The sequence below is a fragment of the Gluconobacter thailandicus F149-1 = NBRC 100600 genome, from assembly GCF_000964465.1.
In the GTDB taxonomy this organism is placed as follows: domain Bacteria; phylum Pseudomonadota; class Alphaproteobacteria; order Acetobacterales; family Acetobacteraceae; genus Gluconobacter; species Gluconobacter thailandicus.
On record NZ_BANH01000021.1, the window covers coordinates 63,997 to 86,653 of the forward strand.

General features: G+C 52.6%; 10 protein-coding genes and 1 riboswitch. Of the genes, 7 read left to right on the forward strand and 3 right to left on the reverse strand.

Translation table 11 applies throughout. From position 1 onward, the window contains the following. Positions 1-169: 169 nt before the first annotated feature. The gene (locus B7444_RS07100) at positions 170-7,633 is read right to left on the reverse strand and encodes a GH36-type glycosyl hydrolase domain-containing protein (protein WP_231502949.1); all 7,464 of its coding nucleotides are present in this window, start codon (positions 7,631-7,633) and stop codon (positions 170-172) included. A gap of 2,026 nt (positions 7,634-9,659) precedes the next feature. Here B7444_RS07100 and glgP point away from each other — a divergent pair. The 3 genes from glgP (at position 9,660) to B7444_RS07115 (ending at position 14,020) form a co-directional block, all read left to right on the forward strand. After that, positions 9,660-12,167, forward strand: coding sequence for an alpha-glucan family phosphorylase (gene glgP / locus B7444_RS07105; protein ID WP_007283364.1), 2,508 nt, complete (start codon positions 9,660-9,662; stop codon positions 12,165-12,167). Positions 12,168-12,216: 49 nt separating this feature from the next. Further along, positions 12,217-13,710, forward strand: coding sequence for a CHAD domain-containing protein (locus B7444_RS07110; RefSeq protein WP_231502956.1), 1,494 nt, complete (start codon positions 12,217-12,219; stop codon positions 13,708-13,710). 109 nt (positions 13,711-13,819) lie between these two features. Next, entirely contained in the window at positions 13,820-14,020 is a 201-nt protein-coding gene (locus tag B7444_RS07115) for a hypothetical protein (protein WP_007283366.1), read from the forward strand. 8 nt (positions 14,021-14,028) lie between these two features. Here B7444_RS07115 and B7444_RS07120 read toward each other — a convergent pair whose 3' ends face one another. Then, positions 14,029-16,305 (reverse strand): TonB-dependent siderophore receptor, encoded by a 2,277-nt coding sequence (locus B7444_RS07120; protein ID WP_007283367.1) that lies wholly within the window; start codon positions 16,303-16,305, stop codon positions 14,029-14,031. Positions 16,306-16,645: 340 nt separating this feature from the next. Continuing rightward, a riboswitch (cobalamin riboswitch) is annotated at positions 16,646-16,847 on the forward strand. Positions 16,848-16,941: 94 nt separating this feature from the next. Between B7444_RS07120 and B7444_RS07125 the strand changes: the two genes are divergently transcribed. From B7444_RS07125 to B7444_RS07140, 4 genes are read left to right on the forward strand one after another with little or no spacing between them, the layout of a single operon-like run. Continuing rightward, on the forward strand, positions 16,942-19,167 hold the full coding sequence (locus B7444_RS07125; RefSeq protein ID WP_007283369.1) for a TonB-dependent receptor: 2,226 nt from the start codon (positions 16,942-16,944) through the stop codon (positions 19,165-19,167). Positions 19,168-19,169: 2 nt separating this feature from the next. Further along, on the forward strand, positions 19,170-19,928 hold the full coding sequence (locus B7444_RS07130; RefSeq protein WP_007283370.1) for an ABC transporter ATP-binding protein: 759 nt from the start codon (positions 19,170-19,172) through the stop codon (positions 19,926-19,928). Then, positions 19,925-20,875: an ABC transporter substrate-binding protein gene (locus tag B7444_RS07135; RefSeq protein WP_007283371.1), complete on the forward strand. Its 951-nt coding sequence runs from the start codon at positions 19,925-19,927 to the stop codon at positions 20,873-20,875. Before B7444_RS07130 ends, B7444_RS07135 begins: the two co-directional genes overlap by 4 nt. After that, positions 20,872-21,867 (forward strand): FecCD family ABC transporter permease, encoded by a 996-nt coding sequence (locus B7444_RS07140; protein ID WP_231502957.1) that lies wholly within the window; start codon positions 20,872-20,874, stop codon positions 21,865-21,867. Before B7444_RS07135 ends, B7444_RS07140 begins: the two co-directional genes overlap by 4 nt. Positions 21,868-21,873: 6 nt before the next feature. Here the strand turns inward: B7444_RS07140 and B7444_RS07145 are convergent, their stop codons facing one another. Next, a complete protein-coding gene (locus tag B7444_RS07145) occupies positions 21,874-22,629 on the reverse strand; it encodes an SDR family oxidoreductase (RefSeq protein WP_007283373.1) in 756 nt (251 codons plus the stop codon). Positions 22,630-22,657: the final 28 nt, after the last annotated feature.

Below are 22,657 nucleotides of genomic sequence, written 5' to 3' on the forward strand. Positions count from 1 at the left end.
GGACAAAGGATCGCTTTTCCGTAGAAACAAGCGTGGCTGCATGCATGAAGCTGCAGGCGGCCACGGTGGTGCAATTTTAAGAAACTGCCTCTACTTTTGACGAAAAGGCCTCAAGCCCGCTGCGTCAGGAATACCTCTTGGACAAAAGGTTCAGACCTTACATTTTGGGTCAGAGGTCTCGGAAGACCTCATTTTTTCTGAGTACCAGATCTATAGTGTGTGTAAGGCCGTCATCTTTCATGTAAATCGGCTCTGTCAAAGACACTGGCTTCCCGTCCGGCATCATGGAAATTACTCCCTGACAGATACGATCAGGATTTTCTATCCGGATATGATATTCAGACGTCTTCCAGCGCAGTCGGACTTCATAGGAGGGCCATTCTGAAGGAATACAGGGGGTCAGGAATAACCTGTCTTCTTCAACATGCATCCCCAGCAGCGTCTCAACACCAACGCGTTGCATCCATCCTGCCGATCCCGTGTACCAGGACCACCCTCCACGACCAACATGCGGACTGGAGGAATATACGTCAGCAACAACGGCATAGGGTTCGACTTTGTAGCGATCAGCTGCGTCTTTGTCTCGTGAATGATGAACGGGATTAAGAGTTGAAAACATCGCATGCGCCGCATCACCATCTCCAAGAAGGGCCGTTGCCATAACTGTCCACAGAGCTGCGTGCGTATACTGACCACCATTTTCCCGAATACCCGGCGGATAGCCCCGAATATAGCCCGGGTCAGGCTCTGAGGTATCAAAAGGTGGGGTCAGAACCATGATAATCTCCCGGTCCAGGTCAACAAGCTGCTCCTGAACGGCCTGCATGGCCTGCCTTGCTCGCTCGGAAGATCCTGCTCCTGAAATCACGGCCCAGGATTGAGCTATAGCGTCAATTCGACCCTCCCTGTTGGCACTACTGCCCAGGGGGCTACCGTCATCAAAATATGCACGTCGGTACCAGGAGCCATCCCAAGCGGCCTCCAGCGCGCTTTCAAGCTCCTTCATGATCCGTGTCCACTTCACGACGTGTTCTGTATCCTGTCGAGCCTGTGCGAGTGGCAGAAATGCTGACAATGTGGCGTGCAAGAACCATCCGAGCCAGACACTTTCCCCGTGTCCTGCTTCGCCCACACGGTTCATCCCGTCATTCCAGTCGCCGGTTCCCATCAGCGGAAGACCATGAAGTCCTCTCTGCAGGCTGTGATCGAGGGCAAGGACACAGTGAACATAGAGAGAAGCCGTTCTATCCGTTACCTCAGGCTGGAGGAAACGCTCATGCTCCCCGTCCGCCAGAAGCGCTGCCTCCAGGAACGGAATTTCTTCATCCAGAACGGTCGTGTCACCACTGACGCGAACGTAGTGTGCGACTGTGTAGGCAAGCCAGGCGCAATCATCAGAAATCCTTGTGCGGACACCGTTACCTTTTTGAGGGAGCCACCAGTGTTGAACGTCTCCCTCTGGAAACTGTCGGGATGCTGCCCGAAGAAGATGCTCCCGCACCAGTTGAGGAGCCGCCAGGACGAGCGACATTCCATCTTGAAGCTGGTCACGAAATCCGTATGCCCCGCTAGCCTGATAAAAGCCTGCCCGTGACCAGATGCGGCTGGAAAGGGACTGATACAGTAACCACCCATTCAGCATGATATCCATGGCACGATCAGGTGTGCGGACCTGAACGACCCCTGTTATCGTGTCCCATCTGCGATGAACTTCCTCCAGAACCGCATCCAGATCTGCGCTTCTGTACCGCCGAACAATCTGACGGGCATGTTCTGAATTTTGACCCTGACCTAATAGAAAGACAATTTCGGTACTCTCTCCGGGTTCAAGTGTAATGACAGTCTGCAAGGCTGCACACGGGTCAATTCCAGCTCCGATGATGCCTTCCAGCGGTCCTCCATGGACAATGGCTCTGGGAGCAGAAAGGGTGCCATTTCGACCAAGGAATGTGCGTCTGTCATCCGTGCTGGAAGTCTGCTGACTGGCCAGATCCGCAAATGCGACCCGTTCGCCAAACGTCTCGCCCCACTTGTTCCTGACAAACAGGGCGCCCGTGTCAGTATCCTGTTCTGTGAAAACAAAAGGTGCGGTCGTACTGCGAGACTGCCCCAACACCCATTCCGTATAGGTTGTGACTCTCAAAGTCCTGGGCCGAGAGGATGTGTTGGTCAGTTTCAGTCTGGAAATTTTTACCGGATCTTCAAGCGGGACATATTGCAGCAGGGTCGAGGCAATATCGTTGGCATGCCGATCAAACTGGCTGTATCCGCGCCCATGTCGGCAAATATAGACAGCATTGTCATCGGGGCAAACCGCTGCCAGAGGGGACCAGAACTGCCGCCTTTCCTCGTCGCACAGATAAAAGGCCTCGCCAGTCGGGTTAACAACCGGGTCGTTAGACCATGGCGTCAGCTGGTTTTCCTTGCTGTTTTCCGCCCATGTGTAACTGCTGCCTTCTGCAGAGACCTGAAAGCCAAAATGGGGATTGGAAATAACGTTGATCCACGGGGCAGGGGGGCGAATTTTCCCACGGAGGATGACGGCATATTCTCTCCCGTCAGATGTAAAGCCTCCATATCCATTTGGCAGCTCAAGCTGAGGTATTGCGGGATTTTCCTGCGGCCCACGGTAAACCTGGGAGGACCGTATGGCAGCCTGTGCAACTTGCGCGTACCGCCTCATTTCAATGTGGGTGAGCTGATGTTGCAGGTTTCCTCCCTTACCTGTCAGCACGACATAAGACACAGAGAACAGAAGCTCCCTGACTGTTTCTGACATGAGGTTTCCCCGCAGAAGACGAACAGTACCCGCCTGTCCGGAAGAACGAACGAGAGCTTCCAGCGCGTGTTGAAGATCCTGCGCATACGACGTCGGATGGTCATTCAGAATGACGAGGTCGAAAGCCAGCCCTTTATAATTCAGGTAGTCATGTGCCGTGAGAACGGTTCGCGCGAGGTCGAAATCCTCATTTTCAGTAATGACCAATAACAGGATTGGCAAATCGCCAGAAACCCCCTGACCCCATAAATCTGCCTGTTTGCCGGCGCCTCGTTTGATGCGGGCAGCAGACGAACGCAGAGTGGCGCCAGGAAACAGAAGATAACCCGCAAGTTGCTGAAACAGGTCCGCCTGCACAGGCTGGATGTCGAGGTGCCGTAAATGAACCTGAGCATGCGTCCAGGCGAGGGTCAGGGCACGATCGAGATCGGCTTCACTCTGGTGACGTTCGATGCTCTGGATGAGCGCTTCGCGTGTTGAAGCAACAATCGTCCAGAATGAAACATGCCGAGCGGATCGCGCAGGAACCGTTAGCGTACACCGAGCAGAGAAAACTGGATCCAGCACTGTTCCGGTTGATCCGGAAAGTGGGCCACTTTCGATGACTGCAATTGGCTCGCGTAAATCTCGTCCACGGCCAATAAATCGGGCACGATCTGTCTCAATGGAAAGATCGTTGCCGCCAACCACCAGATGGGCTGCCCAGATCTCTGCATCAGACGGATTTCTTTTCCGCCGCGTTGCAACGATTGCTCTATAGGACGAGAGATACTCCGTTTGAACAAACATCTTGGCGAAAGCAGGGTGGCTGATGTCCATACCCGGTGGGCACAATGCAAGTTCTACATAAGAAGTTACATTGACCTCGACTGTTGACGGGCTGGAATTCCGAACGGAAATACGACGAAGTTCTGCGTCGTCTTCGGCTGAAACCAGAACTTCCATTGTCGTCGTTAGCTTGTTGTCCTGACGTGTATAGGTTGCACGATCTTCCCTGAACTCAACATCGTAGCTTTCAGCTTTGGTCCCGGATGGCTGGTATCCTGCCGTCCAGAACTGACTGTTTCCTTGCGTCTGAAGGTAAATGTAAGTCCCCCAGTTATCGAGAGTAGAGTCCTGCCTCCATCGCGTGACAGCCTGAGTACCCCATTTGCTGTATCCGGAGGCGGCGGCCGTCAGCATTACGCTGTATCGCCCATTTGAAAGAAGATGAGTGACAGGAGCGTCTGTGTCGGCTGTACGCAGGTGACGGCCACCCGACTGCGACTGTACAGTCAACGCTGCAGGCGCAAACTCTTCTTCTTTCAAAGGTGTTGTAATGGCTCCACCTGTTGGTGCGCGCTCCTGCAGAAGAAGTTCCGCTGCCCCGATAATGGGCTCCGCGTGAAAGCGCGTTCGCATAAGGCCTTTCAGGACCGTATCAGCTATCGCGAGAATGGACATGCCCTGATGGTGGGCCATGTAGGAATGAATAACCGAGACGGTCTGTTTGGGCTGCAGGCGTGCTTTCGTGTAGTCCAGCGCTTCATAAAATCCGTAAGTTCCCTGAGCACCGGCTTCCTGCAGGGCCCGGAAATTCTCCGTGGCCTGGTGTGCATCAACCATCGTAGCCAAGGCAGTCGCATAAGGCGCAATGACAAGATTCTGCGCCAGCCCGCGTTTCATTCCCAGGCCTGGGACACCAAAATCGGAATATTGATAATTATAGTCCAGATCCCGGGCACTATAGGCAGATTCCGAAATGCCCCAGGGTACACCGCAGAACTGGCCGTATTCAATCTGACGACGGACAATCTGACGGCTGGTCTCTTCAAGAAGACTGTCGAATGGAGCAGCCATGATCAGGGATGGCATAAGATACTCGAACATGGACCCCGACCACGAGACCAGGGCTTCTCCATGAGCGACTGCGGCAAGGGGCCTTCCCAAACGAAACCATTCCCACGCTGGGATGTCGCCTTTTGCAATGGCAAAAAAGACAGCAAGTCTGGCCTCTGAAGCCAGCAGGTCGTAGCAATTGTTGTCGAGAGTGCCTTCATTCACAACAAACCCGATCGAAAGTAGTTTCCGCTCGGAATTTCTGAGAAAACCAAACTCCATTTCCAGAGCCATGGTTCTTGCGATTTTTGCAATTCTATGGAGTTCTTCATGCAGTAAAGGGTTATTTTCGAGATCCTTTCGTTCACTCTGAATGCAGCTCTGCGCAGCATGCAGCCAGAAAAGAAGGTTCTCGGCTCCTGTAGCGGACGTGCCTTTTCCAACACTTCCTGCCATGGCCCGTCTTTGCAGAAGATGCGCCAGTTCTTCTGCCTGACTGACGAGTATCTGGACTCTGTATGCAAGCGTGATCTGACTGGCATGACCCTCCTTCATGTCCTGAAGAAGGGTTTCCATGAGTTGCGCGAGTTCGGATGACCGGAAGATCCCGCTCTCCGATGTTGCTTCTTCAAGCGCCAGGTTCAGAGCATCCTGTACACCTTCACGCCAGGTGTCAGACTTTCTTCCTTTCTGAACCCACTCATCGCAGGCACCTGCCAGCGCAATCAGATGGCCAGCGAGATTGCCGCTATCTACTGTCGAAACATAAATGGGGGAGAGCGGAGAAAGGTCAGTAGTATTATACCAGTTATAAAAATGCCCTCTGAAACGTGGAAGCTGTAGCATTGTCCCAAGGGTCGCACTCAGCCGGGACGTCGCGTCTACCACCCCAATCCACCCGAAATCGCATGCTGCAACAACGGACAGAAGGTAAAGTCCCATGTTGGTGGGGGAGGTTCGGTGCGCGACAAGCGGGGAAGGGGTCTCCTGAAAATTATCCGGCGGAAGCATGTGATCCGCGGCAGTGACGAATGTCTCAAAATAGCGCCATGTCCGCCGCGCCTGCATGCGCATGAAAGCCGTTTCGGCCTCCGTAGCCTCAAGCCTACGAGCAGATGCACGATACTGGCTGGCCATCCATGCGATCGCCGGTGAGAGGCACCAGGCCAGAGCAAAAGGAAGAATGACGATCCAGACCCAGGGAGCGGCCACGAACATGACGCCTACGGCCAGAAGACCAGTCAGGACGGCTCCGCTCATCTGACGGAAATATCCCTGAATCTGCTCGCGAGGCGCTTCTGCCGCCTGAGCAGCCGTCACCCATTGAAGAAGGTGCTTCCGTGTAATGAAAACACGGCCCAGTGTTCGAACAATCGCATCGCCCATCAGGCAGGCCTGATCAGCCAGAAACGCAAAGCACAGGGCTGTCGTCAGAACAGTACGTTTGAGATCAACTGTCAGAAGAGAGAAATAGCTGCGAAATGTTTCCCCTCGTCTGCGCCTGATAATATCGACCATAAGGGGCAGGGCTGCCGGAATAACGAGCGTCGACACAATGCAGAGGCTCCAGACAGCTGCGTTATGAAGCCCAAGAAACCAGCCCGCAAAAAGAGCCCCTACAGCCATGGGGGCTGCGAGACTGCGGCGGAGATTATCCAGCATCTTCCAGCGCGCAATGCCTGTAAGGGGGCGAGTTTTTATTCCAATGGTCGGTAAGTACCCCATCCATGAGAATATCCACGGAAGAAGCTGCCAATCTCCACGAACCCAGCGATTGAGACGCGTCACAGAAACCAGATAATCTGTGGGATATTCCTCAATGACCTCGATATCAGTCACCAGGCCGGCTCGGGCAAAAACGCCTTCAAAAAGATCGTGGCTGAGAAGCGTCCCATCCGGCACCCGGCCAGATAATGCCGCCTCGAACGTGTCAATTTCGTAGATGCCTTTGCCTGCAAAAGATCCCTCGGCAAACATGTCCTGATACAGATCAGATACAGCGGCTGTGTAGGGTTCTATTCCATTGGGACTTGAGAACACCCTTTGGAACAGAGTACTTTGGCGCGCTTCAGGCAATGACGGTGTTACACGAGGTTGGAGAACCGCATACCCTTCCGTAACGCGTCCTTCTTCTGGATCGAAACGGGCATTATTGAGTGGATGAGCGATCTTTCCGACCAAACGTCTGACAACCTCGTGTGGAACACGGGTATCAGCATCCACCGTCACGACATACCGGACATCCTGTGGAATGATTTGCTCGGGGAAATTTAGGAAACTGGTGTCTGCTGCGCCTCGAAGAAGGCGGTTCAATTCGTGCAATTTACCGCGTTTACGCTCCCACCCGATCCATTTTTCCTCGCTTGTGCTCCATTGACGCCTCCGATGAAGAAGAAGAAATCTGGTACCAGCAGAGCCTGCCCCATAAGTCTGGTTCAGACGTGTAATTTCTCGCAGGACAATATCAAGAAGATCCTGGTCACCTTTTCGATGTTCTGTAGAAGAGTCTGTCCAGTCTGTCAGAAGTGCGAAATAGATCTCCCCATCTCGGCTAGAGAGATAATGTTTTTCAAGGCGGCTTACCATCTCAACAATGGAGGACCGCTTTGTCAGAAGAGTTGGGACAACAACCATGGTGCGGAGATGCCCCGGCACGCCGTTCTTGAGCTCGAGTGCGGGAAGTTCCGATACTCTGATAACCCACATCAAAAAGCGGTTCATACCAGCAACCACAGCGTCCGTGGCTGGAATAAATCCCAGCAAAATCAGGATGACAGCGGCATGTCCTGAGAGATTTCCGCTCATAACAGATAAAAAGGCTGATAGTAGCAGAAGGGTTAGTAGCGTAACGCCCAGGCTGTATCCCGTTATGCCAATCCGGCGGCATACCTGTCCAATCTTCACACGCAAAGGTGCATGGAACTTCAACTGTGCCTCGAGCCAGGGGCGCCCTTCTGCCAGAAGATAGTAGCCAGGGTCCGCCCGACGTGGATCAAAAGTTGCCTTACCCTTCGATTGTGCAGCAAGAGTCGTCACTTTTTGTGCGATTTCACACTCTGTGTAGCTTGACCCCTTTGCAAGCTCTTCAACAGCTTTACTATATAAATTTCGTGTTGCAGGATCCATGTATTGGAACGCATCATGACTATAAAGTATTTGACTTACAGCGCTTATTTTGTCAATAATACTGTTCCAGTCCAGCGTTGTTGTCAAACGCATACTCGTGATAATATTTCTGATAGTCGCATTTAAACGACTTTGTTCTTGCAGTTCCTCATGAACCAAATGATCGAGGCTAGTTCCCTTTTCTTGCAGAAGTCCTTCCAACCACAAAAAAACCGCGTCTTTCTGGGGATCGCGACCCTTCAAACGATGCGCAAACTGTACAAGAAACGTTGAACCTAGTTTTTCCGTATTTATCTTGGAGAGATTTTTAAGAATTTTTGTATTGCTGGCCTGAATATCTAGCAGCAATGTATTGGCAAGATTATTAGCCTGCTTTTGCTCATGCAGGTTCTGGCAGATTTTGTCTGCTACCCTGCGGAGATTCTCAATCAGAACTATTCTGATCTGGGTAGGGATAGCCCAAAGCTCTCTGATTAATAGAGGCGTACTTTCCTGGTAAGCACTCAAAAACTGGAATATTGTTCTAGTATCAATATGACTGTCTGTATGGGATACAAGAGCCCAGGCTATTTCAAATACTCTCGGGAAGCCTGAAAATGTGCCAGTAGAAATTTCAGGAATATTTTTGTAGGTCTTGGAGGATAAATCAAATTTTACGGCCTGTATCTGCGCATCCATCAGATAGTAGTTATCAATCAGCCATCCTCCTGCGGGTGTAATCTGTTCATTTTTTTCAGATGCTTGAGATAAAATGATATTTGCAGCCAAGAGAACTTTAGCATTATCATTTAGTCGGCTTTGCAAAACGTCATTATACGCACCAATGACGATATCTTTGTGGCTTTTTGCGAGGCTATGGGCGTGCTGTAAAAGTCGATCTTCACTAAAAAGATCAGAGCATATAATCTTTCCGTCATGAAGACGAAACGAATGCGTGGCAATTTTCCTGGAAAAATTGGCCATTTTCTGGGTCCTTCAGGGGGAAATATCACCCGTTTTAGACTGCGTTGTGGAGAGATTTTTCAAACACTCAGCATCAATATATTTATTCGAATAAATGCATTGATGCCGAAAAATTCAGTTAAGAGATAACGTACAGCTAGAGAAAGAGTTACCATTTGCTTGAAAATATTTTTTGAGAAAAGCGAACTTAAAGAAGTTCTTGGTCAGAAGACGTCTCCACGACCTATCCTTTCCAGTTTGAACGTAGAACCGATACAATAAGGTTTATACGTAATTGTTTTTACTGATATATTTTCAGAACAACTTCGAATCATTCTCTTAAATTATAGCTCTTGAGGTGCGTGATCCGGACCTCAAAATGGCTCTGGCTCATTTGCACGGAGCGACCAAGCACCAAATGCCAAGAGATCTGTCTGGTCGTCGATCCTTCTCTGTGCGAAATTATTTCCGGAACAGAAAACGATCGTTAATCCATGCTGCTGCGTCAATAGCCAGGAGAATTGGTTCTAGAATAAAGAGTGCTGCAATCAGGCAGATTAAAATAGTAACACCAAAAGGCATATGGCTTTTCTCCATTTTAAATAGGAAACTTTGACACTCTAAAGCACGTTTGCCACGGTTCCTGCATATATCTGACTGATTTGTGCTCCATGATCACCTCTGAAAAGGGGAATATAATGCGTTATTTTTTACTACTTCTGTTAGGAGCGACGTTCACCCATTTTTGGTTGCGTCGACTCTCCCTCCAACATGTTTCCGTTCTGAAAGCGGCTCAGCCAGCCTTAGGGAAAATATAAGCTTTTTTATCACTAGATCGAGACGTCTCTGCGCCTCACGATTAGGTGCAACATCACGATGCGTATCTCCGTGTTGATGAAGATGTCTTCTCCCATTCTGCTGCGTTATGCTTCCGACAAACGCATCAACCTGAATTGGTACGCACTCTGGTCGATGCCATGGGAGTTTCGGTCTAATGGCTGCAGCATTACCGCGCCCATCACGGGCAACAGAAAATGCCTTGAAAATCTTGGCTCTCGATCTTCACTGGACGTGGAATCATGAAGCTGACCTCCTGTGGCGGAGCATCAATCCGGATCTCTGGGATAGGACACGCAATCCGTGGATTACGTTAACCCGCACATCCAAGTCGGAACTTGCAAAGGCTCTGGCTAACCCGGACACCAAAGCTCTGGTGAAGACCAGTATGGAGGGCCGAAAATATGAACTTGAACGCTCTACCTGGTTTGACCAAAAGTATCCGCATGGCAGCCTCTCGGAAGTCGCTTATTTCAGCATGGAATTCATGCTCAGCGAGGCCCTTCCCATTTATTCGGGCGGTCTCGGCAATGTTGCCGCAGATCAACTGAAAGCGGCCAGCGATCTGGGTGTGCCTGTGGTCGCGGTAGGGCTCCTGTACGCGCAGGGATATTTCCGACAGGAGATTACGCCAGAGGGACTACAAAAAGCCCTGTACCCGTTCAATGATCCGGCTCAGCTTCCCATTCAGCCGGTTCTGACACCCGAAGGCGACTTGTTTCGCCTGTCTGTCCAGACAGCCACAGGCGAAATCTGGTTGAGGGCCTGGAAGGCTGTTGTCGGGCGCGCGACCCTCTACCTTCTGGATACGAACGATCCCGCCAATCCTCCTGCCATCCGGTGCATTACCACCCAACTCTATGGAGGTGATGCAGAGTTGCGGCTGCGCCAGGAAATGGTCCTGGGTATCGGCGGCTGGATGCTCCTGCATACTCTGGGCCATCGACCGGACATCTGCCACCTGAATGAGGGACATGCAGCCTTTGCTGCGCTGGAAAGAGCAAGGTGCCTTGCTGAAGACCTAAACATTCCATTCTCACAGGCACAGGTCATTGCCAGAGCCGGAACTCTGTTCACGACCCATACCGCTGTCCCTGCCGGGTTTGATCTCTTTCCGCCAAAACTCATCGCAAGTCATCTGACGTTCTATTCCGAAACGCGTCTGGGGCTGTCTATTCAGGAGTTTCTGGCCCTTGGCCGGCTCGACCCATCAAACAGGGACGAGTTCTTCAACATGGCCTATCTCGCAGTACGAAGCAGTTGTGCTGTAAATGGCGTCAGTCAGTTGCACGGGGAAGTCAGTCGATCCCTGTTTGCCCCATTGTTTCCACGCTGGCCACAAGCGGAAGTGCCGGTCTCATTCGTGACAAACGGCGTTCATACGCCAACATGGGATTCTGTTGCTGCTGATGACCTCTGGACAAAGGCAGGAGGAAAGGGCCGCTGGGAGGGAACACTAGAAGGCTTGGGAGACGCTATTCGCCAGCTGGATGATGATGTGTTGTGGCAGATGCGATGCACCTCGCGGAATGGTCTGATACAGGCTTTGTCAGAAGAACTCCGGTCCCGGCAATGTACGGTCGGGGAGGAAGGACTATGGTGTTTGCCTAGCCCGGCTCTCAAACCGGATGCCCTGACCATTGGCTTTGCAAGAAGATTTGCGACTTACAAGCGCCCGGACCTGCTTTTGCATGACGAGGACCGTCTGGTCCGTCTGCTGAAAGACACCAACCGCCCCGTCCAGATCATTCTTGCCGGCAAAGCGCATCCGAAAGATATGGAGGGGCAGGCTATGATTACGCGCTGGGTCAATTTCTGCCAGCGTCAGGATATTGTCGGGAAAGTCGTTTTCTTAGCAGATTACGACATGGCTCTTGCCCAGAAGATGGTGCAGGGCGTCGATCTCTGGATCAATACTCCCCGTCGCCCGTGGGAGGCCAGCGGTACTAGCGGGATGAAGGTTCTGGTGAATGGCGGCCTGAACCTGTCGGAGAGGGATGGGTGGTGGGCCGAGGCCTACAGGCCAGAGGTTGGATGGGCATTGGGAGATGGTCTGGAGCATGGCGGCGATCCGGCTTTCGATCACAGTGACGCGCAGGAACTGTATCGTCTGCTGGAAGAACACGTTCTTCCGGAATTTTTCGAGCGAAATGAAAAAGGCATTCCCTGTGCGTGGGTTGCAAAAATCCGGGAGAGCATGGCGCATCTGACCCCCCAGTTTTCTGCCAACCGCACCGTACGTGAGTATACAGAGATCTTCTATCTTCCGTTGTCACAGCGCTACAGGGACCGTCATCTGGGCGTTGGTTCTGGTACTATGGATCTTCACGATTGCCGCAAGAAACTGCTGGAGGGATGGAAAAGTCTCCAGATTGGAGAGGTCGTCATTCCTAACAAGGGGAGCGGCAGAGCGGCTCATGCGTTCATAAATCCGGGGAGGCTCGATCCGGCCTGGCTCGAGGTTCAGTTTTACGCTGAGCCTCTGGAGGGTAGCGTGCGTGTTGTGTCCCTTCGCCGCGCTGAAAATCTTCAGGAAGGGTGGATTGCTTATGAAACGGATGCTGATCTGAGGGGCGAGGCTTCTGATTATACGCTCCGCATTATTCCCGCCACCAACGCTCTGTGTGTTCCTCTCGAAGCGCCTCTTATTCTCTGGCAACGCTAGAAGCAGAGGTTCATGGTGGCTTAAAGGTTATCCGGGGCGGGAGAAAAGAATGATTCGAAATGTTATGCCGGTTCGCCTGACATTCCGTTTTCTGCCAGAGGCATGGCCAGCCATCCGTCACCATGCTGCAATTGCGCCTTGTCTGAAAAACGTCAGGCCACGGCATCGGATCTGGACTTTTTACGACACACCGTCGGCGGACGTGTCTCTCCGTGGTTACGCCTTGTGCACAGGACGTAATGGCCGCCAGTCCGTCCAGAAACTACAACCCGTTTTATGGACGGGGCTGCCGGGCGCTTCGTCCTCCGGATACTGGATCTGGTTCCGGAAGGGGTTACGCCCTGATCCAGACTTACTGAACAATACCCCTTTGGTCGATGTGGACCTTGAAACAGGTCTTTTACCGATTTGCCGGTCGGATTTCTGGGAACTACAGGGACAGCAGAGTACTGGCGACAATATTATCCAGATCACACTTTCGCGTGGGTCTGTGCAGGCGGGAAAGCATTCTGAAACTGTCTGTATGCTGGACTTCGTGCTGAAAGAGGGCCAAGTGGCTTCCCTGTATGAAATGGCAAAAACTCTCGCAGATCTTCCAGTCTGGCTGACGGGGGAAAGTATTCCAATGCAGGGCACCAGACTGGCAAATGCACGGCACCTTCCACTTTCTATAACCAAAGCCAGGTTATCCACCGAGAATGTCACGGTTGGAATGGCATGGACCCTGTTGGTAAGATCCGCCCTGACATCGCTTCTGCTTCATCAGGCATTAACCGAGCGCGGTGATGTTGAGAGCGTGCATCAAATTCGCATGGCGATCCGTCGTTTGCGGACTGTTCTAAGATTCTTCCGCCTGCTTTTACCCAAAAAAGCTTTTCTAAAAGAGGCCGTGACGTTTCAGAAACTTGGACGTAGTCTTGGAGAGGTCAGGGATTGGGATGTTTTTGTAACAGAAATTCTTCCGAATTTTCTTGAGCCGGCAGTTGCAGAACCTTTCAAAATATTTGCCGAAAACAGGAGCCTTGAAGCACGGACGGAGATGCACCAGCGCCTCACAGACCCGTCCGTCACTGCCGCAATTCTGTCGCTTGGGGCCAGTGCTGAAAAGACTGATGATCTCTTTGGTGCAGATGTTTCTTCCTCGTTGCTTGAAGACCACGCGCCGGAATTTCTGGATCGAATGGCACGGAAGGTTCAGCATCGAGGGGCGCACATTTCCCGACTTTCGGACGAGCATCTTCATGACGTTCGTAAAGCACTGAAAGGGCTACGATACAGCGTGGACAATGTCGTAGGGATTTATTCAGGAAAGCGGCTGACTGCCTACATAAAGCATTGCAAGGATCTTCAGGAGGTTTTCGGGCAGTTCAATGATTTTACGATGGCCGAAAGACTTGTCGAGCAGGCTATGAAAGATGCTCCCGATCTTGAAGGGCAGGGGCAAGCGATCCTGGACGCCGCACATCACGCGAAAAAGAAAATCCTGAAGAAGTTGCCCAAGAAGTGGAAAGCTTTTTCGAAAAGTGTGCCGTTCTGGTGCTAGCGAGGTTATTTCCTTCTGTGTGAAGGAAACCCTTCAGGCCTGTCGGTTTTCTGTTTCTAGCAAGTAGCCGCACACTTTTCGTACTTTTAGCACTGCTTGGAGACAGATCATGGCAAAACGCCGGGTTCTTCTGACGATCGTTATCGTTCTTGCTGGCCTTATCATGCTGTTGCTCTGGTCCAGACAAACCGACCCTGGCACCACAGGTCCAGATACGCATACGGAGAAAACTGCTCCGCAGGCGCTGAACATGGTGGCTCCCTATCCATTGAGCCACGTCATATTCGAGCCAGCCTGCAAAGCAGCCTGAAACTCACATCAGAAGTTGGATCTGAGTGTGAACATGAAGTTTCTGGGTTCGCCGTAGTAGTTGTAATAATTGAGGTTGCCGAGGCGCTGATAGTAGCGCGTATTGGCAATATTGTTCAGGGTTGCGGAAAGGGAGAGGTATTTGTTCCACTGGTAACTGGCCTGGACGGACCCGATGATATAACCGCCCTGCGTCACGGTGCGATTAGTTCCGAAAGTACTGGTCTGGGCATTCAGACCACCTCCGATGCTCCAGATATTCTTCTGCGCGCCGCGATAAGGCTCAAAGCGGTAATGCGTCCAGAGCTTCCACAGATGCTTTGGCGAGTTTCCGGCATATGTCAGGCCGGATTGTGCGGCATTCCCGTTATTGACGATCCGATTGTCGTTGAACGTATAGCTGGCATTGATATCCCAGCCTTCCAGTGGCCGCCCAATCAGTTCGGCTTCCGCACCCTGACTGCGGGTCTTGCCAGCGGCAATATAACAGTCGCTCACGTTGCCAGGGCCACAGATGGCATCAAGCGTGTTGTTATAAAGCGCTTCGTTCTTGCGGATGATCCTGTACCCCGACAGTGTCATGCCCAGGTGTTCATGAAAGAATTCGCCTTTGATTCCGCCTTCAAGCTGGTTCCCACGTTCGGGCGGGAGACGGCCAGTCGTATCAAAGGCGGACTGCGGCGAGAACGTGGTTACATAACTCACATAAGCCGTGACGTTCGGCCGCAAATGCAGGACCCCGCCAATATAGGGAATGAGGATTCCATTCTGGTCAATGTCCGTGCTTGTTGAACCGACATACGGGGAGATACGGCGCGTTTTGCTGACATAACCACTGACACGACCACCGAGCAGGAGAGCAAAGCTTGAGACCGGCTTGATCTGCGCCTGCCCGTAAACGCCCCATTGTGTCGAGGGCTCCCAGTAGCGGTTAGTAATGGTGGGTAGCGCCAGAGAGGGCACGGAGCCTGGAGAATTGATGGGAATCCCGGCCAGTGTTGTGACGGTCCGGGAGTTAACGCTGGCTCCCCCCCCTTCATAGACGTAGCGGTTGTAATTGGCGCCCATCATCAAGACATGTTTCTGCCCGAAAAGATGAAGAGGCCCGGTGACATAGGCATCCAGGCCATCATCAGACTCGTTGGTACGAGTGTTGGCTGCCACGAAATTTCCGGTTTTTGCGTTGGCGTTATACGCATTGAGATAGGCGTACTGGAGGGTCGTATCCGCCGTGCGATGCCGGAAACTAACACGTCCGCGCCAACCATGGGAAAACATGTGCTCAAGCTGGGCGACGACTTCCGTCATTGGAACTTCGACCTTGTTCCAGTTGGCACCGATGAAGGTACTGGTAGGTAGTTTCAGATCCGCGCCGTTACTGGCTCTTGGCAGACCAAGATAGCGTGTGGTGTCGTTGGTCTGGGATGTGACGGATACGGTAAGGGTGTCATGATGCGTCAGGTGAACGTCCGTCACGCCATAGATTGTCCAACGGCGGTCGTAGGCTGTGTTGTAGAACTGGTTACGGTCTGTTCCGGCAACCACGAGCCGGGCGGAGACGATTTTGGAGTGCGCAATCGGGCCGCCAACATCAACAGTGGCATGATAGTTGTTCCACGAACCCGCTGAAAACGAGGCATTGCCCTGGAACTCGTCTGTCGGACGCTTGTGTACAAAATTGACACTGCCGCCCGGTGCGCTTGAGCCCTGAAGCATTCCGTCCGGCCCGCGGAGGACTTCAATACGATCGTAAATGGCCAGATCGTACTGCTGGCTGAACGTCAGGCCAGTCATGGCCGGAATACCGTCATACTGTGCCTGCAGGCTAAAACCTCTCGCGCTGTAACCGGCGCTTCCATCACCGTACAGATTGACGTTAACGCCAGCGACCTGTTTCAGGGCGGCATCGACGGTGTTGAGGTTCTGGTCCTTCATCTGCTGGCTACTGAGAACCGAGATGGATTGGGGAACATCCATCGGCTTGAGAAGCATCTTGGTCGTAGAGACAGCCGAGACGGTATAGGTGCCGGTACCGTCCGTTGAGGCGTTCCGATGATGACCTTCAACAAGAAGCTGCTCTATGCTGCTGGGAGTCTGGTTGTCATCCTGATGCTTGGAATTGGAACGCGATGCAGGGAGCGCCTTTTTCCGTCCATCTTCAGACGCCGCCGTCTCGTCAGTCGTAGCGGCAAATGCGCCCGTCCATGACCCGGACAGCAGAATAGCCGTAAATACCGCAGGATAAAGCTTCTTCCGGGGGGACGAGCCCGACAACACAGATTTCATGGAATGGTCTGACCACCTTCAGCGAGAATGAAAGTTCGCGGAAAAGTTATATATGCTTCCGAAACTTTTTTGAGATTGATACGCACTTTCAGAAACTGCAATATCAAAACTAAATATTTTTTCAATGTTAAAACGAAACGATAGGATTTTCCAAGGGTTTCCTGCGAAGTCAGAAACGACAGAAAACCTTTGATATATATACCCTGTAGGGGAATCGTTGGCGCGGGTGTCGTATTAGCGCATCTGGAACTGTTAGTTAACCGGAATGTTGCTATTCGAAACCAAGAAAAATATTGTTATGTTATAACATATATGTTTGACTGTTCTGGAGTTTCGGTTATGTCCTTTGCTCACGGATGGTTCCCCGAGAGGGGATGAAAAGGGAACGCAGTGAAATGCTGTGGCTGCCCCCGCAACTGTAAGTGGTGAGACGTGTCACATAGAGGCTTTTATGCCCGACCACTGAAGCACCTGCTTTGGGAAGGTTCGTGACCTGTCATTGATCCGCGAGCCAGGAGACCTGCCATCGAAAATGGTTACAGACGAGGCGAAAGGGCGGGGTGCACCGGACGCAGTGGGAGGCTCTTTCTCTCACTCATCGTAGTGACGCATTGTTGAGTGAAGTTTGCGTTATCCATGAGGAAAAAGAGTTTTGTCGGTGTTCTGCCTGTTGCGGCACTCACTGTGTTCCAACCGGCATTTGCCCAGACGGAAGACATTCGGAAGGCCGAAACGAAAGCAAGAGAAGAGCATATCACCGCACATGGTCGGTTGCAGTCTCTCAAGGACACGGCGGTGATTGGCGGCCGACTTGGGCTGACAGTCCAGCATAATCCCGCGACCATCAACGTGATCCAGCGGAGTGTCATGGAACAGCGGGGCTATGCTCACGCTGAAGAGGCAGCCGATAGTGCTCCCGGCGTTTCATCAGGCGGCTCTCCCGGAAGCCCGGCTCAGATGATGATGCGCGGATTTAGTGGAAATCAGGTTCTGATCCTTCGGGACGGGATCTATTACGGCCCAACCACGATGGTGAACCGACCACTCAACAGCTTCAATCTGGAAAGCGTTCAGGTTCTCAAGGGCCCGTCATCAGTTCTGTATGGACAGGGCGCCGTGGGTGGCACCGTGGATATGCGCACACGCGATCCTGCGTTCGACGCCCCCCATGCTAACGCGCTTGTGTCCTATGGCAGCTTCAATACATGGAATGCAGGCGTTGGGGGCTCTATCCCGATTAACGATACGCTGGCGATCCGCAGTGATTTCAGCCGAACGTCTTCAGATGGATACGTGGCGGGGGCTGATCCGCATAGTAACGACTTTACAACAACGCTGCTCTGGCACCCGTCCAGCAAATTCACAGCCCGCCTTGGCGTGGATTACCTGACGGATCGGCTTTCAACCTATTACGGAACGCCTCTTGTCCCTTTGTCTCAGATGCAGGATAGGGTCGGTGGGCTGCTATCTTCATCCAAGGGGCTTGGGATCAGTCGGTCTTCATTATGGCGATATTACAACGCCAAGGATGCCAAAGCAGGCTCAGTCAACGTAACACCCACACTGCATTTAACGTGGCAACCTACTGTAAATACAGCTTTTCATAACAAGACCTACGCCGTATATGCCAATCGTAGCTGGAACAATGCTGAATCCTACAGCTATATCAATACCCCGGGTCAGACAGATGCCTCTGGAAATACAATCGCTCCGGGGCGTGTAGGTCGTGACCGGTTCTATGTTTACATGAACCAGCATCAGGTTGGAGACACCCTGGACGGGCAGTTCGATTTTCGTGTGTTCGGGATGAAAAATCGCCTCGTTGTTGGTGGGGATGCCTATTACGTGCGGCTGATCCGAAACCGCGGGTTTCCCAGCGCCGATTATGCGGACAGTGTCTCACTGGCTGATCCGGAACGGACGTCTACAGGCAGCTTCACTGGCGAGTATCCCTACACCAAATCACCCACGACGATGGTTGATGCTGGCATTTTCATGGAAGACGTTCTCACGATCCGCGATAACCTTCGAGTTGTCGGGGGCTTCCGGTATGACTGGCTGAAACTGGATCGGCAGAACTATAGACAGAACGGGACCTTCAACGCAGAGACAAGCTTCAAGGGGACCTATCATCCAGCCAATTTCCGGATTGGCCCGGTTTACGACCTGACGGATAACATCAGCCTCTACGGCGTTTACACGACTGCCGAAGACCCGCCAGGTTCCAACATTTTCCTCGTTAACAAGGGCCAGTTCAGCCAGTTGAGCCGCTCTCGACAGGGTGAGATCGGGGCCAAAGGGTCGTTCTGGAAAGGACATCTCACGTCAACGTTGTCCCTCTACGATATCCGACGAACGCGGGTTCTTGTGGCGACCGGGGTTGATACCGTTGCCACGGCGGGGGTGCAGAAGTCGCGCGGGGTCGAATGGCAGGGTGATCTGACGCTCGGTAAGCACTGGAGCCTCTCCGGGAACGTCGCATATACATGGTCCCGGTATGGGTCTTTTTACCCGTCGGCGACGGTTAATGCCTCAGGTAACGAAGTGCCGAACGTCCCTGCGGTGACAGCCAATCTCTGGGGCGTCTGGTCCCGCGTTGCTGACTTGCCTGTCGATCTGGGTGCGGGGATGCGCTATGTCTCAGCCCGTAAAGGAGACTATTCTAACATACTGAGTTTGAAAGATTATACTCTGGTCAATCTTTTCGCTGCCTGGCATGCCTATCGCGGTGTCACAGTGTATGGCCGGATCGACAATGTGGGTAACAAGCACTTCATCCAGTGGGCTGATACCAGCTATCCAAGTGAAGTAATGCTGGGCGCACCGCGCTCCTTCTCAATCAGCCTCCAAGCCGGTTTCTGACAGTGCCTGACGTCATATTACGGGCAGAAGGATTGGGGTATGACGGCGCGCTGGCTCTGGCGGATCTGTCCGTCAGGGCTGGCGAGCATATTGCTGTTATCGGACCAAACGGAGCTGGAAAAAGCACCTTTCTGAAACTTCTGGCAGGCTTGCTGACACCCTCTCATGGGCAGGTTACACTTGCCGGAAAACCATTAAAAAGCTTTTCGCGGCGTGAGATCGCCCGGCAGGTTGCATGGTTATCGCAGAGCGATGACGTAGCCTGTGAGTTTCTGGTCTCCGATTACATTGCGCTTGGGCGTCTCCCGTTCCAGGAAATGGCCACACCTGCTGAGGATAAGGCGGCAATACGAAGTGCCGTCAAACATTGTGGTGTGGGTTCGTTGATAACACGGGTTATGGGAAGCCTCTCAGGCGGGGAGCGCCAGCGTGTCATGCTGGCGCGCTGTCTGGCTCAGACGCCCCGTATCCTGTTGCTGGATGAACCTACAAATCACCTTGACCTCGCAGCAAGATCAGAGCTTCTGGCCCTGTTGCGAACACTTCCCATAACTATTCTGGCTGTCCTGCATGATCTCTCACTTGTTCCTGACTTTGCAGCCAGAACGGTTCTTTTGAGCGATGGCCATCTGACTATGGATGGACTGTCCCAGCAGGTTCTGTTTTCGACAATGTTTGAAGAGACGTTCAGGTTGAAGGTGCATCAAATTACGCTCGACGACGGTCATGCGTCGCTCCTGTTCAGACCAGAAACGTCGTGAAGAATTCCTTATGGGTTATTGTTCTGGGTGCCATTTTGAGCATCCAGAACGCCTTTTCCTATCCAATAACAATCCAGAGTTGCGGCAAGTCTGTGACGATCACCCACAGGCCAACCCATGCTATCATTCATGACGTCAACATGGCAGAAATGGCCTTTGCGCTTCATTTGCAGCCTTTCATGGCAGGTGTGACAGGCATTTCTGGCTGGAACAAGCGCACGCCCGCATTTCAGAAAGAGCTTGGCTCCCTTCCGGAAATCGCCACACATTATCCGACACTTGAGCAGCTTCTGAATGCTGGAACGGATTTCTTCTTTGCAGGCTGGAACTACGGAATGCATGTCGGAGGAGACGTCACGCCAGAGACGCTGGCCGCACAGGGCATTCCAACCCTCGTCCTCTCCGAAAGCTGCATGAGGGTAGGGCAGGCCTCTGCAATTCCCAGTCTGGAGTTACTTTATAAAGATGAAGAGAGTCTGGGACAGGCCTTTGACCGTAGCGTAGAAGCTCAGCACTTGATAAGCGGCTGGAAAAGCCGTGTTCAGGTTGTTCAAAGACGGCTTGCGGGGCATCACCCTGTGCGTGTGTTCCTCTATGATAGCGGCCGGGATCGTCCCTTTACTGCCGGAAAATATGCTCTCGCGACGGAGTTGATCCGTCTGAGTGGAGGACAGAATATTTTTGATGATCTGCAGACAAACTGGGGGTCGTCATCGTGGGAGAGTGCAGCGGTCAGAGACCCTGAAGCTATTCTCATCGTGGATTACGGCAACGGTATCGCGGATAGCTTGAAGTTTCTGCAAAACAATCCTCTTCTGATGGAGAATGCAGCTCTGAAAGCCAATCGGGTTCTGGCTGTGCGCTATGATGAGATGACACCGTCTCCGGCCAACATTGATGCAATCGAAAAAATGTCAGTGTTTCTGCATGCAGAGACCGCCCCGTGATCCAACAGATTAGTGTTTGTGCTGCCATCCTCATGGTCGTGGGGCTGGGTATCCTCGAAACTGTGCTGGGCAGCGCTTCCATGTCCTGGGGCGCATTGAACGCAGGTTTCTGGGCTGGCCCGCACAGTCATGATATTGCCGCTCGCATTATCTGGTCCCTGCGAATACCCAGATTTTTCCTTGCATTCCTGACGGGGGCCACTCTGGCTGGAGCGGGCGCGCTTCTTCAGGCTGCGACCCGAAATCCTCTGGCAGACCCTTTTCTTTTCGGTCTGTCTTCCGGGGCTGCGACGGGAGCTGTCGCAGTCATCGTTTTATGCGGTGACCTGCTTGGCATCTGGACGGCTGCTGTCGGCGCCTCAGTGGGAGGCTTGTTTGCCACAGGTGCACTGCTTCTGCTGATTGTGTTCAGAAGGAAGAAAAACCTTGGTGTGTCAACCGAGCGTGTACTGCTGTCAGGGCTGGCAGTCTCATTTTTCTTTTCAACGCTGACGAACCTCCTGATTTTCTGGGGCGACCGAAATACAGCGCAATCCGTACTATTCTGGACAATGGGAAGTTTCTCAGGAGCCTCCTGGTCAGCGTTGCCAATCGTCGGTCTTGGCTTTCTGCCCGTCGTTTTGTGCGGTCATACCTACCGACGAGAGCTCGATGCCCTGATGGCCGGCGAAGAAACGGCTGCGTCCCTAGGCATCAATATTCAGAAACTCAGGCTATGCGTTCTTGCACTTTGTGCCTTTGGCTGTGCCATGACCGTCGCCCTTTGTGGCCCGATCGGTTTCGTAGGCCTGATTGTGCCACATCTTGTCCGCCCAGTCTGGGGAAGCTCCCTGAAAAGGAACTTCATGCCAGCCATTGTCGCCGGAGGTATGCTAACGGTCATGGCAGATATCCTTAGCCGCTGCGTGCTGCCGTCTCAGGAACTGCCAGTTGGAATTGTTATTTCAGCAATCGGCGCAGCATTTTTGCTGGTTCTGCTACTGCGCCGGTAATGGTCCTCAAAGAGAGACCGTAATCCCGCCATCCACATACAGAACGTGGCCGTTTACGAAGGACGAAGCCTGCGACGCCAGAAAGATACAAGCTCCGGTCAGCTCGTCCAATTGTCCCCATCGCCCGGCAGGCGTCCGCTTTTCCAGCCATTGTGAGAAGTCAGCGTCTTTGACCAAGGCTGCATTCAAAGGAGTATCGAAATACCCTGGCGCAATCGCGTTGCATTGCAGACCGTGCCTTGCCCATTCCGTGGCCATGCCCTTTGTCAGATTACCAACCGCCCCTTTGGTCGCGGTGTACGGCGAGATGTTCGGGCGGGCGAGGACTGTCTGCACGCTCGCGATATTGATGATCTTGCCACTCTTTCGGCCGAGCATATGTTTTGCGACTGCCTGCCCAACATTGAAGATGGAGGTCAGATTTGTCTGGAGAACCTTCTGAAACATTTCCGGCGGAAAATCTTCCAGCGGCGCCCGATGCTGCATTCCAGCATTGTTGACAAGAATATCGATCGGGCCTGTTTCAGCTTCAAAGCGATCAATCGCAGCTTTGACCCCAGCATGATCCGTGACGTCAAAAAGCAGCGTTTTCACCCCACCCAGTTTCTCAGCCGCAATACTGAGTTTTTCTGGATCACGACCACTGAGAACGATGTCGGCTCCGGCTGCCTGAAGGCCTTGCGCGAGACTGAAACCAATGCCCTGAGACGAGCCGGTGATAAGGGCACGGCGGCCGGTCAGATCAAAAAGAGAGGTACTCATTGCAAAATCTTTTCCCTGTCTATGCTCA